Below are 16,207 nucleotides of genomic sequence, written 5' to 3' on the forward strand. Positions count from 1 at the left end.
AAGATTTTAAAATGGCAAGATTAACAAGAAAACAAAAAGAAGCTGTAGCTAAAATTGAAAAGGATAAAGTTTATTCTATCAAGGAAGCTTCAGTATTAATAAAAGATATTACTAACACTAAATTCGACGCTTCTGTTGATTTAGCAATACGTTTAGGTGTAGATCCTCGTAAAGCTAATCAAATGGTTAGAGGTGTTGTTTCTCTTCCTCATGGAACTGGTAAAGATACTAAAGTATTAGCTTTAGTAACACCAGACAAAGAGGCTGAAGCTAAGGAAGCTGGTGCTGATTATGTTGGTTTAGACGAGTACCTTGATAAAATCAAGAGTGGTTGGACTGACGTTGACGTAATTATTACTATGCCTAGTGTTATGGGTAAATTAGGTCCTTTAGGACGTGTATTAGGTCCTCGTGGTTTAATGCCTAACCCTAAGACTGGAACGGTAACAATGGATGTTGCAAAAGCTGTAACAGAAGTTAAAGCTGGTAAAATTGATTTTAAAGTTGATAAAACTGGTATCGTTCATGCTTCAATTGGAAAAGCTTCATTTACTGCTGATAAGATTGAAGACAATGCAAACGAATTATTAACAACAATATTAAAACTTAAACCAACTGCTGCAAAAGGAGTTTATGTAAAGAGCATTTTTATGTCTTCTACCATGAGTCCTAGTATTGCTGTGGATACTAAAATAGGTTAAGGAGTTAAAAACTTTATATTATGACTAGAGAAGAAAAATCACAAGTAATTAAAGACTTAACTGTACAATTAGCCGAAAATTCAAATATCTATATAGCAGATATTTCTGGTTTAAACGCAGGTACTACTTCTGACTTACGTCGCGCTTGTTTCAAAGCAAACATTAAGTTAGCAGTTGTTAAAAACACATTACTTGAAAAAGCGATGGAAGCTTCAGACAGAGATTTTGGAGATTTACCATCAATACTAAAAGGAAATACATCTGTGATGTATTCTGAAACTGGTAATGCTCCAGCTAAGGTAATAAAGACTTTTAGAAAAAAATCTGATAAGCCTTTATTAAAAGGTGCTTTTATTGAAGAAGCAGTTTACTTAGGAGACAATCAGTTAGATATGTTAGTAGACATCAAGTCTAGAGAAGAGTTAATTGGTGATATAGTAGGATTACTACAGTCTCCAGCTAAGAATGTTATTTCGGCTCTTAAATCTAGCGGTGGAACACTTTCAGGTATCTTAAAAACATTATCTCAGAAAGAGGGATAATAACAAATTAGGCACTATTACAATTATATATTAAATTACAAAATTAAAACGATAGAAAAATGGCAGATTTAAAAGATTTCGCAGAACAATTAGTTAACCTTACTGTAAAAGAAGTAAATGAGTTAGCTACTATTTTAAAAGATGAATATGGTATCGAACCTGCTGCTGCTGCAGTAGCTGTTGCAGCTGGACCAGCTGCAGGAGGTGATGCTGCTGAGGCTCAAACTGAATTCGATGTAGTTCTTAAAGCTGCTGGAGCATCTAAGCTTGCAGTTGTAAAATTAGTTAAAGAATTAACTGGTTTAGGATTAAAAGAAGCTAAAGAATTAGTTGATAGTGCACCAAGCAACATCAAAGAAGGAGTTTCTAAAGATGAAGCTGAAGGTTTAAAAACTTCTTTAGAAGAAGCAGGAGCTGAGGTTGAGCTTAAGTAAGCTTACCAAATAATTTTACAAAGGTTTAGGTCTGAAGCATGTGCTTTACGACCTAAACCATTTGTCGTATATAGTGATGAGCTATATAAAATAATTTTTTTTTAATCAAAATTTCGTCCATTGATGTTAGTAACACAAGCTGAAAGATTAAATTTCTCGTCTATTGTAAATAGAACAGAATACCCGGATTTCATGGATATTCAGATTAAATCCTTCCAGGATTTTTTCCAGTTAGAAACAAAATCTGAAGAAAGAGGTGATGAAGGTCTATACAATACCTTCATGGAGAACTTTCCAATTACAGACACACGTAATCAATTCGTATTAGAATTTTTAGATTACTTTATTGATCCACCAAGATATACCATTGAAGAATGTATTGAAAGAGGACTAACTTATAGCGTTCCATTAAAAGCTAGGTTAAAGTTATATTGTACAGACCCTGAACATGAGGATTTCGAGACCATTGTCCAGGATGTGTACCTAGGAACCATACCTTACATGACACCTTCAGGTACTTTTTGTATCAACGGAGCAGAACGTGTAGTAGTTTCTCAATTACATAGATCTCCAGGTGTATTTTTTGGTCAGTCTTTCCATGCAAATGGAACCAAATTATATTCAGCAAGAGTTATTCCTTTTAAAGGGTCATGGATAGAATTCGCTACAGATATTAACCAAGTAATGTATGCGTACATTGATAGAAAGAAAAAGTTACCTGTAACAACTCTTTTTAGAGCTATTGGTTTTGAACGTGATAAAGATATATTAGAAATTTTTGATCTTGCAGAAGAGGTTAAAGTATCTAAGTCTGGTCTTAAAAAAATCATTGGTCGTAAATTAGCTGCTCGTGTATTAAATACATGGCACGAAGATTTTGTTGATGAAGATACTGGTGAGGTGGTTTCTATTGAGCGTAATGAGATTGTTTTAGATCGTGATACGGAATTAGATAAAGATAATATTGAGGAAATTCTTGAGATTGACGTTAAAACTATTCTTTTACATAAAGAAAGTGCTCAACAGGGAGATTATGCAATTATCCATAATACACTTCAAAAGGATCCAACAAACTCTGAAAAAGAAGCTGTTGAACATATTTACAGACAACTACGTAATGCTGAGCCGCCAGATGAGGAAACAGCACGTGGTATTATAGATAAATTATTCTTTAGTGATCAACGTTATTCTCTTGGAGAAGTTGGACGTTATAGAATGAATAAAAAATTACAATTAGATATTGGAATGGATAAGCAAGTGCTTACCAAAGAAGATATTATTACCATAATTAAATATTTAATAGAACTTATCAATTCTAAAGCAGAGATTGATGATATTGATCACTTATCTAACCGTCGTGTGCGTACAGTAGGTGAACAATTATCTTCTCAGTTTGGTGTTGGTTTAGCTCGTATGGCACGTACTATTCGTGAGCGTATGAATGTTCGTGATAACGAGGTTTTTACACCTATAGATTTAATTAATGCTAAGACGTTATCGTCTGTTATTAATTCTTTCTTTGGTACAAACCAATTATCGCAATTTATGGACCAAACTAATCCTCTTGCAGAAATTACACATAAGCGTCGTTTATCAGCATTAGGACCAGGTGGTTTATCAAGAGAAAGAGCAGGATTCGAGGTTCGAGATGTTCATTATACTCACTATGGTAGACTTTGTCCAATTGAAACTCCTGAGGGACCAAACATTGGATTAATTTCATCATTATCTGTATATGCTAAAGTGAATTCTATGGGATTCATCGAAACGCCTTATAGAAAAGTTACTGATGGAGTTGTTGATATTAAAGGAGCACCTATTTATTTAAGTGCTGAAGAAGAAGAAGATAAATTAATTGCTCAAGCAACTGTTAAAGTTGATGAAGACGGTAAGATTTTACATGATAAGGTAATTGCACGTATGGAAGGTGACTTCCCAGTAATGGATCCTAAAGATATCCATTATACAGATGTAGCACCTAATCAAATTTCATCTATATCTGCTTCACTTATTCCGTTTTTAGAGCATGATGATGCCAACCGTGCACTGATGGGATCTAACATGATGCGTCAGGCTGTACCGTTGTTACGTCCTCAAGCGCCTATTGTTGGAACTGGTTTAGAGAGACAAGTAGCATCAGATTCTCGTGTTTTAATTAATGCTGAAGGAAATGGTGTTGTACAATATGTTGATGCAAATGAGATTGTTATCAAGTATGAAAGAACAGAAGACGATGCTAAAGTTAGTTTTGATAGTGATATTAAAACGTATCCATTAGTTAAGTTTAGAAAAACTAACCAGGGAACTTCTATTAATTTAAAGCCAATTGTTAAAAAAGGTGATAAAATTACTAAAGGACAAGTTTTATCTGAAGGTTATGCAACGCAAAAGGGTGAATTAGCTTTAGGAAGAAATATGAAAGTAGCCTTTATGCCTTGGAAAGGGTATAACTTTGAGGATGCAATTGTAATTTCTGAAAAAGTTGTTCGTGAAGATATTTTTACATCTATTCACATTGATGAATATTCTCTTGAAGTTAGAGACACTAAATTAGGAAATGAAGAATTAACAAACGACATACCAAACGTTTCTGAAGAGGCTACTAAGGACTTAGATGAAAATGGTATGATTCGCGTTGGTGCAGAAGTTAAACCTGGTGATATTTTGATTGGAAAAATTACTCCTAAAGGAGAGTCAGATCCAACACCAGAAGAAAAACTTTTACGTGCTATCTTTGGTGATAAAGCTGGAGATGTAAAAGATGCTTCATTAAAAGCGTCACCTTCATTACATGGTGTAGTTATTAATAAAAAATTATTTTCTAGAGCAGTTAAAGATAAAAGAAAGAGAGCTCAAGATAAAGAAGATATAGCTAAATTAGAAAATCTTTACTTTACTAAGTTTGATCAATTACAAGATGTTTTAGTTGAAAAACTTTTCACTATTGTAAACGGAAAAACATCTCAAGGTATATTTAACGATTTAGGAGAAGAAGTATTACCAAAAGGTAAAAAATTCACTCTAAAAATGTTAAATGCTGTTGACGATTATACTCACTTAACAGGTGGTACTTGGACAACTGATGATCATACTAATAAGCTTGTTGCTGATTTAATACACAATTATAAGATTAAAGAAAATGACTTACAAGGGTCTTTAAGACGTGAGAAGTTTACTATATCTGTAGGAGATGAATTACCAGCAGGAATAATCAAATTAGCAAAAGTTTACATCGCTAAAAAACGTAAGTTAAAAGTTGGTGATAAAATGGCAGGACGACATGGTAACAAAGGTATTGTTGCGCGTATTGTACGTCAAGAGGATATGCCATTCTTAGAAGATGGAACTCCAGTTGATATTGTATTAAATCCATTAGGTGTACCATCTCGTATGAACATTGGACAGATTTATGAAACTGTTTTAGGTTGGGCTGGTCAAGATTTAGGTCGTACGTATGCAACTCCAATTTTTGATGGTGCTACAATTGATCAAATTAACGAGTTAACTGATGAAGCGGGAATCCCTAGATATGGTCATACATATTTATATGATGGAGGAACAGGAGATCGTTTTGATCAACCTGCAACAGTCGGAGTTATCTATATGCTTAAATTAGGACACATGGTAGATGATAAGATGCACGCGCGTTCTATCGGACCATATTCTTTAATTACGCAACAACCTTTAGGTGGTAAAGCACAATTTGGAGGTCAACGTTTTGGAGAGATGGAAGTTTGGGCACTTGAGGCTTACGGAGCATCTGCAACATTAAGAGAAATCTTAACTGTTAAATCGGATGACGTAGTTGGTAGAGCTAAAACTTACGAAGCTATCGTTAAAGGAGAACCAATGCCAGAACCTGGATTACCAGAATCTTTCAACGTATTAATGCACGAATTGAAAGGATTAGGATTAGACATTAGATTAGAAGAATAATTTTAAGTGAGTCGAGCAGTTTTTAATAGATTAAAAACTGCTTTACAAACTGAACACTATAAGAATTATGGCAAAAAAGCAAGATAAGAATACAGTACAGAGATTTAACAAAATCTCGATTGGTTTAGCATCACCAGAATCTATATTAGCAGAATCTAGAGGTGAGGTTTTAAAACCAGAAACTATCAATTATCGTACACATAAACCAGAACGTGATGGTTTATTCTGTGAGCGTATTTTTGGTCCTGTAAAGGATTACGAATGTGCTTGTGGTAAATATAAGCGTATTAGATATAAAGGAATTGTTTGCGACCGTTGTGGAGTTGAAGTTACTGAAAAGAAAGTACGTCGTGATAGAGTAGGACACATTAATTTAGTAGTCCCTGTTGCTCACATTTGGTACTTCCGTTCTTTACCAAATAAAATAGGATACATTTTAGGATTACCTTCTAAGAAATTAGATATGATTATTTACTACGAGCGTTATGTAGTAATTCAACCTGGTAATGCTAAAAATGAAGAAGGAGAGCCTTTACAAAAATTAGATTTTTTAACTGAAGAAGAGTACCTGAATATTTTAGAAACACTTCCTCAAGATAATCAATATTTAGATGATACAGACCCAAGTAAGTTTATTGCTAAAATGGGAGCTGAGTGTCTTATTGACTTATTATCTAGAATAGACTTAGACACGTTATCTTACGAGTTACGTCATAAAGCTAATACAGAAACGTCTAAACAACGTAAAACGGAAGCTTTAAAACGTTTACAAGTAGTAGAAGCTTTACGTGAGTCTAATGAGAATAGAGAGAATCGTCCAGAATGGATGATAATGAAAGTAGTGCCAATTATACCACCAGAATTAAGACCATTAGTGCCTTTAGATGGTGGACGTTTTGCTACTTCTGATTTAAATGATTTATATCGTCGTGTAATTATCCGTAACAACCGTCTTAAAAGATTAGTTGAGATAAAAGCACCAGAGGTTATTTTACGTAACGAAAAACGTATGTTACAAGAGTCTGTAGATTCTTTATTTGATAACACACGTAAGTCGTCTGCAGTAAAAACAGATTCTAACAGACCTTTAAAATCTTTATCAGATTCACTTAAAGGTAAGCAAGGTCGTTTCCGTCAAAACTTACTTGGTAAGCGTGTGGATTATTCAGCACGTTCTGTAATTGTTGTTGGACCAGAATTAAAATTATTTGAATGTGGATTGCCAAAAAATATGGCAGCAGAATTATACAAGCCTTTTGTAATTAGAAAATTAATTGAAAGAGGTATTGTTAAAACTGTAAAATCTGCTAAAAAGATTATAGATAAAAGAGAACCAGTTGTTTGGGATATATTAGAAAATGTTTTAAAAGGACATCCAGTGCTTTTAAATCGTGCTCCTACGTTACACAGACTTGGAATTCAAGCTTTTCAACCTAAATTAATTGAGGGTAAAGCAATCCAGTTACACCCATTAGCATGTGCTGCATTTAATGCCGATTTTGATGGTGACCAGATGGCTGTTCACTTACCATTAGGACCTGAAGCGATACTAGAATGTCAGATGTTAATGTTAGCATCTCATAATATCTTAAACCCTGCAAATGGTGCTCCAGTTACTGTACCTTCTCAGGATATGGTACTTGGTTTATATTATATGACTAAGCACAGATATTCTACACCTGAAGTTCCAGTAAGAGGTGAAGGATTAACATTTTACTCTGCAGAAGAAGTAACAATTGCTTACAATGAAAAGAGAGTAGAATTAAACGCAGGTATTAAAGTTAGAGCAATGGACTTTAATGAAGCTGGCGAACTAGTGTATCAAATTATTGAAACTACTGTTGGTCGTGTTTTATTTAACGAAAAAGTTCCAGCAGCAGCAGGTTTTATTAATGAAGTATTAACAAAAAAATCTTTAAGAGATATTATTGGTAATATTTTAAAAGTAACTAGTGTACCTGAAACTGCAGCTTTCTTAGATGAAATTAAAACTTTAGGATACAACTTCGCATTTAGAGGAGGTTTATCTTTCAGTTTAGGAGATATTATTATCCCACCAGAAAAGCAATCTATGATTGATGCTGCCAATCAAAAAGTTGATGGTGTTACTGGTAACTATAACATGGGATTAATTACAAATAACGAACGTTATAACCAAGTTATTGATATTTGGACGTCTACCAATGCGGAATTGACTGAATTGTCAATGAAACGTATTAGAGAGGACCAACAAGGATTCAACTCGGTATATATGATGCTTGATTCTGGAGCACGTGGATCTAAAGAACAGATTCGTCAGCTTACAGGTATGCGTGGATTAATGGCCAAGCCTAAAAAATCTACTGCAGGTGGAGGATCTATTATTGAAAACCCTATCTTATCTAACTTTAAGGAAGGATTATCAATTTTAGAATACTTTATATCAACTCACGGAGCGCGTAAAGGTCTTGCCGATACAGCACTTAAAACTGCCGATGCAGGTTATTTAACACGTCGTTTAGTGGATGTTTCACAAGACGTTATTGTTAATAGCGAAGACTGTGGTACATTAAGAGGTGTAGAAGTTTCTGCACTTAAGAAAAATGATGAAGTTGTTGAGAAATTAGAAGCACGTATAGTAGGTCGTATTTCATTAAATGATGTATATGATCCTTTAAGTGAAGAAGTTTTAGCAGAAGCAGGTCAATTAATTGACGAGGTTGTAGCAGCTAGAATTGAGAATTCACCAATTGAGTCTGTAGAAGTTCGTTCGCCATTATCTTGTGAAGCTAAAAAAGGTATCTGTGCACAGTGTTACGGTCGTAATTTAGCTACCAATAAAATGGTACAACGTGGTGAAGCAGTTGGAGTTGTAGCAGCACAATCTATTGGAGAACCAGGTACTCAGTTAACACTTCGTACATTCCACGTTGGAGGTATTGCAGGTAACATTTCTGAAGAAAATAAACTTGTAGTTAAGTTTGATGGTATTGCAGAAATTGAAGATTTAAAAACTGTTAAAGGTACTGACAATGATGGTAAAGCAGTAGATGTTGTAATCTCTCGTACATCAGAACTTAAGTTAGTAGATAAGAAAACAGGAATTACCTTAAGTACTAATAATATTCCTTATGGTTCTCATGTTTTTGTTAAAAATGGAGATCCTTTAAAAGCTGGAGATGTTGTTTGTTCTTGGGATCCATATAACGGAGTTATTATTTCAGAATTTGCTGGAAAAGTTAGATATGAAAATATCGAACAAGGTATAACTTATCAAGTTGAAATTGATGAGCAAACAGGTTTCCAAGAAAAAGTAATTTCCGAATCTAGAAATAAAAAATTAATACCAACACTTATTGTTGAAGACGGTAAAGGTGAAGCAATTCGTTCTTATAACTTACCAGTAGGTGCGCACATCATGATTGATGATGGAGAAAAAGTTAAGGTTGGAAAAATCTTAGTTAAAATTCCTCGTAAATCTGCAAAAGCTGGTGATATTACAGGAGGTTTACCACGTGTTACAGAATTATTTGAAGCTCGTAATCCTTCTAACCCAGCAGTAGTAAGTGCTATTGATGGTGTTGTATCTTTTGGTAAAATTAAGAGAGGTAATCGTGAGATTATAGTAGAATCTAAATTAGGAGAAATTAAGAAATACCTAGTTAAACTATCTAGTCAAATTCTTGTACAGGAAAATGACTTTATTAAAGCAGGAATGCCATTATCTGATGGTTCAGTTACACCAAATGACATCCTAAATATTAAAGGACCATCTGCTGTACAACAATACTTAGTTAACGAAGTGCAAGAAGTATATCGTTTACAAGGTGTGAAAATTAATGATAAGCATTTTGAAGTTGTCGTACGACAAATGATGCGTAAAGTAAGAATTATTGATTCTGGGGATACTATCTTCTTAGAGGATCAATTAGCACATAAATCTGATTTTATTGAAGAAAATGATAACATTTTTGGAATGAAAGTAGTAGAAAATGCTGGTGATTCTTCAAACTTAAAAGAAGGTCAGATTATATCTGCTTTCCAATTAAGAGATGAAAACTCTATTTTACGTCGTGAAGATAAACAACTAGTTATAGCAAGAGACGCGCAGCCTGCAACAGCGACGCCAATTTTACAAGGTATTACTAGAGCTTCTTTACAGACTAAATCATTTATTTCTGCAGCTTCTTTCCAAGAGACTACTAAAGTATTGAATGAAGCAGCTGTAGCTGGTAAGATTGATACATTAGAAGGACTTAAAGAAAATGTAATTGTAGGTCATCGTATACCAGCAGGAACAGGTATGAGAGCTTATGATAATATTATTGTTGGATCTAAAGAAGAGTTTGATCAAATGATGAAAGCTAAACAAGAAGTTAATTATAACTAATTGTAAATCAATATAATGTTGATTTTATAAATAATTTAATAATTAAAAGAATCCTGCAATTTGCAGGATTCTTTGTTTAAAAAAATAACATATGTCAGATAATAATGATAATAAACCTAAACAAGGTCAAATTAATATAGAATTAGACGAGAAAATTGCAGAGGGTATTTACTCTAACTTAGCTATTATAAATCACTCAGTCTCAGAGTTTGTTGTTGATTTTGTTAGTATAATGCCTGGTACTCCTAAGAGTAAAGTAAAGTCTAGAATTATATTAACACCACAACACGCTAAAAGATTATTAAAAGCTTTAAGCGAAAATGTTAAGAGATTTGAAAAAGCACATGGCGAAATTAAGGATTATGAACAGCCACCAATTCCTTTAAATTTTGGACCTACTGGGCAAGCATAAATAAAAAAGCCTTTCTATAAAATTAGAAAGGCTTTTTAATATTAATTAGATTTTAAATAGTCAAAAACTATTCTAAAAATCTTTAAAATTAGTTTTAAATATATTAATCAAGTTTTTGACTTTATTTAACCGCATTTAAAGAGGGTTTTGTAAATTTAAATAGTCACATTAAGTGTGGAGTTTTATCATGTATTAAAACGCTTTAAATGTGATTTTTTACTATTCAAATTCCGAAACGTAATGAAATTTAACACTTGGATATTTTTGTTGAGTCATTTGTAAAGAAAATGGCGAATCTGCTAAAAAGACTAATTGGCCTCTTTTATCTTTAGCCAAATAGCGTTGTTTAACGCGTAAAAATTCTTTGTACTCACTATTTTTTTTGTCTTCAGGATCAACCCAACACGCTTTATACACATTTAGGTTTTCATAGGTACATTTAGCACCATACTCATGTTCTAACCTATATTGTATAACTTCATATTGTAATGCTCCAACAGTACCAATTACCTTTCTTCCATTAAGTTCTAATGTAAATAACTGTGCAACACCTTCGTCCATTAATTGATCTATTCCTTTAAAAAGTTGTTTAGACTTTAATGGGTCTGCATTATTTATATATCTAAAGTGCTCAGGAGAAAAACTTGGTATTCCTTTATAGTTTAGTATTTCACCTTCTGTAAGTGTATCACCAATTTTAAAGGTTCCAGTATCTTGTAAACCAACAATATCACCAGGATAAGAGATATCTACAATTTCTTTTTTTTCTGCAAAAAAAGCGTTTGGGCTAGAAAATTTTACTTTTTTATTATGTCTTACATGTAAATACGGAGTGTTTCTTTTAAACTCACCGGAAACTATTTTAACAAAAGCTAATCTATTTCTGTGATTAGGATCCATATTTGCGTGTATTTTAAATACAAAACCAGAAAATTTATCTTCCTCAGGTAAAACAAGTCGCTCTTCACTATTTTTTGGCCTTGGTTTTGGAGCTATTTCAACAAAACAATCTAATAATTCTCTAACACCAAAACTGTTTAATGCTGATCCAAAAAATACAGGTTGTAACTCTCCTTTTAAGTAATCTTCGTTACTAAATTTAGGGTAGATACCTTCAACTAATTCAATTTCTTCACGTAAAGTTTTAGCTGCTTTCTCTCCTATTAAAGTATTTAACTCTGTCGATTCAAGATCATTTATTTCAATGGTTTCTTCAATGTTTTTTCTACTGTCACCACTAAAAAGATTAATATTTTTCTCCCAAATATTATATATTCCTTTAAAATCATAACCCATACCAATCGGGAAACTTAAAGGTGTTACTGTTAATTTTAATTTTTGTTCTATTTCATCTAATAATTCAAAAGCATCTTTACCTTCACGATCCATTTTATTAATAAAAACAATCATTGGTATGTTCCGCATTCTACAAACTTCTACAAGTTTTTCCGTTTGTTCCTCAACACCTTTGGCAACATCAATAACAACTATTACACTATCCACTGCTGTTAAGGTTCTGAATGTATCTTCAGCAAAATCCTTATGTCCAGGGGTATCCAATATGTTAATTTTGATACCATCATATTCAAAAGCAAGCACAGAAGTAGCTACGGATATACCACGTTGGCGTTCAATTTCCATAAAATCACTAGTGGCACCTTTTTTAATTTTGTTACTCTTAACTGCTCCAGCTTCATTAATAGCTCCACCAAAAAGTAACAACTTTTCTGTAAGTGTTGTTTTTCCTGCATCAGGATGTGATATAATACCAAAGGTTCTCCTTCTTTTTATTTCGTCTAAAAACTTCATTAAAATAATTTTTACAAATATATAGGTATAGGGTTAGATGTCCTACTAGTCAAAACCATTTATTATTTCATTTAATAGTGTTGTAAGTACTTGATAATCAATAAAATTTTAAGGAAAATTCATACATTTAATTATAATTTAAATTTTTATCTATCATATTTGCACTTTATCGATAAACATTTTTGAAATATGAATGATTTTTTTTGTTTTTCGATGTAATGTTTGTCCGAAAAAACTACACTTTAACGAAAATTAACACTTTTAGGCGTGTATTTAAATTTAAAAAGAGTGTAAGTAATTAAATTCGCACTTCGTGTGGCTAAAACCACAATTGATAGCAAATACTATTTTTTAAAATTGATTATTAAATAATCTTACCCTCAACAACATGAAAATCTTTTTTCGATTATCTAGAGTCAAAGCACTTGGTTTATTAGTGCTTACTTTATTTTCTTTTACTAGTTTATTTTCTCAGACTAATGCACCAAGTATAAAAACAGGTGTTTCTTTTCAGTGGAGCGATGTGCAAACGACGCTTAATGATCCCGCTACAATTCAGAGTATAACTGTTGGCACAAGAGTTTTTGTGGATTTTGGTAGCCCTCAGTCTTATGCTATGACTCAAGTAGGTACTACTGGTGGAGATGCTGCTAATAGAGTACGTCTTAACAACACTCTTGTTGAGTCTACTAGTGCTAGTCCAACTTGGGATGCATCTGCTTTGGCTGCTTTTCAGGATAAAAACTTGAACCACTTTTTTGAAGCAAGTAATAATGGACAAGCTATTTGTAATGATTTTTCAGCAGCACAATCAACTTTAATTGCTCAAAAGCAAACATTTTCATATTCTCCGGCAGTACGTAGTACTTCAGGAAGCATTATAGCGATTACAGAGCGTAACGCAAATAATTGTTATCATATCGAGTTTTTTGGTACTCTGGTAGAAGGAGGTGCTAACCAATCTTTAGGTTCTACTTTTGTCAATCCTCAAGGTCCTACTTACTTTGGTCATGGAGGGACTGGTAGTTCTAGTAGTTTTGGTACTATTGGTACGGTAGTAGCTCCAACTAGCACTTCTGATTATTGGTTAAGTGACAGAGTGGTTGTTACCAATGGCGGTACTATTGGTATTGCTCTTTTTTACGTGAACGATATAGCTCCTCAAGGGTCCTTTATTACAGATGTAAGAATTACTGCAACAAGTGCTGATCACGGAGACGGTAAATTATTTATTTTTTCTTTACCAGATGAGGATGGTGATGGATTTAGTGATATTGATGATTTAGATGATGATGATGATGGTATTTTAGATATTGACGAATCAAATGGTTATTCTCCAAGTTATGATGAAGATGGTGATGGTATTCCAAACTGGAATGATACAATAGACAATGGTACTGGAGATGGTAGCTTCACAGACTATGCTGATACTAATGGAGATGGTGTGCCAGATGTATATGATTTTGATGGTGACGGAATTCCTAATCATTTAGATTTTGATTCAGATAATGATGGTTGTTTTGATGCATTAGAAGGTGGAGATGGAATAGTTACAACAGAATTGAATCCCAATGGATCCTTAAATGGGGATATAGATGCGGTTACTGGTGTACCAAATAATGTTAATGTAAATAATGGGCAAACTATTGGGGCCTCTCAAAACGCTTCAGCGTATGATGCTAATGGACAGTGTGATAGAGATAATGATGGTATTTTAGATGGTAGTGATATTTGTCAAGGCTCAGATGATAGTGTTGATATAGATAATGATGGTGTGCCAAATGGTTGTGATCTAGATAATGATAATGATGGTATATTAGATATAAATGAAGGAGTCTGTTCTTCTCAAATTTTGACAGGTGTATGGACGATTTCAGGAAACACTGCTTCTTATGATTTTGGAAATGGAATTATTGCAGAAGTAAGTACCTCTAACGAAAATAATTTCACTTCAGGTGTTTTTACGAATGGTGCTTTTTGGACCGAAAATTTAGCTAACGCTGCATCTTTACAAAATCAATATATATGGAATAGAACTTTAACGGTTAATTATGTTAATCAATTAGGAAATCCGGTTTCAGTAACTAATCCTATTATCTTTTTAGATAGAGTTGGTGGTACAGATGGTCTTAATGATGAACAAAATACTGCAATTGTAACATTACAAAACGGTTTAACATGGACTGCTTTATCAGGAACATCTGATTTTGGTACAACAGCAACTACTGTTTTTGATTCAGGAAATAATACAGATGCTGATTTAACACATACACAGGAAGCTACTCAGAACGATGCTGATGGTACAGCTGCAGGGACAATGCAAATTAATGGAGAAGTTTCAACTTTTACTTTACAATTTGTACAAGGTGGTTTATTCGGAACAGGAACTGATGGTATCGAATTTATATTATCTGCATGTAAAAGTTTAGATACAGATAATGATGGTACGCCGGATTACTTGGATACTGATTCAGATAATGATGGTTGTTTTGATGCTATAGAAGGTGGTGACAATATTGCTTTAACTAGTGTAAATAGTGATGGTACTTTAAACGGTACTATTAATACTACAACTGGGGTAGCAAATAATGTAAATACTACTAGTGGTCAATCTATTGGAGGTTCTATTGATGGAATACCTTCAGATCCAAACGGTCAATGTGATTCAGATGGTGATGGTGTTATTGATAATTTAGATGTTTGTCCAGGGTCGGATGATACAGCAGATAATGATAATGATAATGTTCCTGATGGTTGTGATTTAGATGACGATAATGATGGTATTCTAGACACAAATGAACAGAATATAGTTACGTGTACTAACGAGGAGTCTCCATCATTTGGTGCTGCTCAAGGTCCAAATAATTATTTAGGTTCTGACATTAATAACCCGGAAGTTGGAGATTCATTTTTATATAATAGTGTTTATACAGGTGTCGATGCTATTGTTACAATAGTTTCTTCAAATGATAATGATATACTTGTTTTAGATGTTACAACTACTGGTTTAGATTCTTTTTTTCAACCACAAATTGATCATGCAACAGCTACGAGTTTTACTGAGTTTAAAATTGATTTTGTTGTTGCAGGTACTACAATCCCAGCACCAGTTTCAACTTATATTTTAACAACTATAGATAATGATGTATTTGAATTTGTAACATATGCTGATGGTTTTACTTCTCAAGTTTATGTTGATTCACCTACAAATGAAATTGCTTATGCTGGAAACCCAGCTAATTTAGGTGGCTTTAGCAGAGGATACGTAAGTGATGGTACTTTTATTACAGGTGTAGATGTTACAACTTCTCAATATCAAGTTGCTGCCGCATATTCTTTAGTATCTTCTGTTAGTTTTAGATTTGGAGATACATCATCTAATACCTCAAATCACTCGTTGTCAATAGAACCTTGTGTCCCTCAAGATAATTGGGTTGTTGATCCTGTCTTTTATGAAGACATTGATACAGATGGAGATGGTATTCCAAACTCTTTAGATACGGATAGTGATGGAGATATGTGTCCAGATGCTATTGAAGGTGGTGGAACATTAAATAGTACAAATGTAGATGCTAATGGTCAATTAACAGGAACTGTAGATTCTACTACAGGTGTACCTAGTGATGTAGATGCTAATGCAGGTCAAACTGTAGGAGATTCTACAAATGATTTAGTAAATGCTTGTTTAGGAAGTGTAAGCGGAACAATCGTAGATGAGAATGGCGATCCTGTATCAGGAATCGTAGTCACATTAGATGATGGCGATGCAGCAACAGTTGATCCAACAGTAACAACAGGCGTTGATGGAACCTATGAATTTACAGATGTACCAGTAGGAGACTATACAATAGTAGAAACAACACCAGCAAATACAACAGTAGTTGATGGCGATACAACAGATGATGGTGATACTGTAGCAAATACAGACACAACAGATGGAAGTATTCCAGTAACAGTAACAGCAGGAGAAGTTGATGCAGATAACAACTTTGAGAATAGTCCAG

General features: G+C 33.5%; 8 protein-coding genes. 7 read left to right on the forward strand and 1 reads right to left on the reverse strand.

Features of this window, described 5'->3' with window-relative positions; translation table 11 throughout:
• The first annotated feature begins 11 nt into the window (after positions 1-11).
• The 6 genes from rplA (at position 12) to V6251_RS10370 (ending at position 10,394) form a co-directional block, all read left to right on the forward strand.
• Entirely contained in the window at positions 12-701 is a 690-nt protein-coding gene (rplA, locus tag V6251_RS10345) for a 50S ribosomal protein L1 (protein WP_145002539.1), read from the forward strand.
• Positions 702-721: 20 nt separating this feature from the next.
• Entirely contained in the window at positions 722-1,243 is a 522-nt protein-coding gene (gene rplJ, locus V6251_RS10350) for a 50S ribosomal protein L10 (RefSeq protein ID WP_145002536.1), read from the forward strand.
• Between the two features lie 59 nt (positions 1,244-1,302).
• Positions 1,303-1,677 (forward strand): 50S ribosomal protein L7/L12, encoded by a 375-nt coding sequence (rplL, locus tag V6251_RS10355; RefSeq protein WP_028283615.1) that lies wholly within the window; start codon positions 1,303-1,305, stop codon positions 1,675-1,677.
• Positions 1,678-1,800: 123 nt separating this feature from the next.
• Positions 1,801-5,613: a DNA-directed RNA polymerase subunit beta gene (rpoB, locus tag V6251_RS10360; protein ID WP_145002533.1), complete on the forward strand. Its 3,813-nt coding sequence runs from the start codon at positions 1,801-1,803 to the stop codon at positions 5,611-5,613.
• A 67-nt stretch (positions 5,614-5,680) separates the two neighbouring features.
• Positions 5,681-9,982, forward strand: a complete 4,302-nt coding sequence (gene rpoC / locus V6251_RS10365; RefSeq protein WP_145002530.1) for a DNA-directed RNA polymerase subunit beta' — start codon at positions 5,681-5,683, stop codon at positions 9,980-9,982.
• Between the two features lie 91 nt (positions 9,983-10,073).
• Positions 10,074-10,394, forward strand: coding sequence for a DUF3467 domain-containing protein (locus V6251_RS10370; RefSeq protein ID WP_145002527.1), 321 nt, complete (start codon positions 10,074-10,076; stop codon positions 10,392-10,394).
• 219 nt (positions 10,395-10,613) lie between these two features.
• Here the strand turns inward: V6251_RS10370 and V6251_RS10375 are convergent, their stop codons facing one another.
• On the reverse strand, positions 10,614-12,203 hold the full coding sequence (locus V6251_RS10375; RefSeq protein ID WP_341588161.1) for a peptide chain release factor 3: 1,590 nt from the start codon (positions 12,201-12,203) through the stop codon (positions 10,614-10,616).
• 388 nt (positions 12,204-12,591) lie between these two features.
• On the opposite strand from V6251_RS10375, the gene V6251_RS10380 reads away from it, so the two are divergent.
• On the forward strand, positions 12,592-16,207 hold a 3,616-nt coding region (locus tag V6251_RS10380; RefSeq protein WP_341588162.1), incomplete at its 3' end, for a carboxypeptidase-like regulatory domain-containing protein.

It is taken from the genome of Olleya sp. Ti.3.14 (assembly GCF_038154885.1).
In the GTDB taxonomy this organism is placed as follows: Bacteria; Bacteroidota; Bacteroidia; order Flavobacteriales; family Flavobacteriaceae; genus Olleya.

What these genes read in the sequence shown, in the direction of transcription:
- rplA (WP_145002539.1), top strand. Translation starts at nt 12, where the DNA reads ATGGCAAGATTAACAAGAAAACAAAAAGAAGCTGTAGCTAAAATTGAA.
- rplJ (WP_145002536.1), top strand. Translation starts at nt 722, where the DNA reads ATGACTAGAGAAGAAAAATCACAAGTAATTAAAGACTTAACTGTACAA.
- rplL (WP_028283615.1), top strand. Translation starts at nt 1,303, where the DNA reads ATGGCAGATTTAAAAGATTTCGCAGAACAATTAGTTAACCTTACTGTA.
- rpoB (WP_145002533.1), top strand. Translation starts at nt 1,801, where the DNA reads ATGTTAGTAACACAAGCTGAAAGATTAAATTTCTCGTCTATTGTAAAT.
- rpoC (WP_145002530.1), top strand. Translation starts at nt 5,681, where the DNA reads ATGGCAAAAAAGCAAGATAAGAATACAGTACAGAGATTTAACAAAATC.
- V6251_RS10370 (WP_145002527.1), top strand. Translation starts at nt 10,074, where the DNA reads ATGTCAGATAATAATGATAATAAACCTAAACAAGGTCAAATTAATATA.
- V6251_RS10375 (WP_341588161.1), bottom strand. Translation starts at nt 12,203, where the DNA reads ATGAAGTTTTTAGACGAAATAAAAAGAAGGAGAACCTTTGGTATTATA.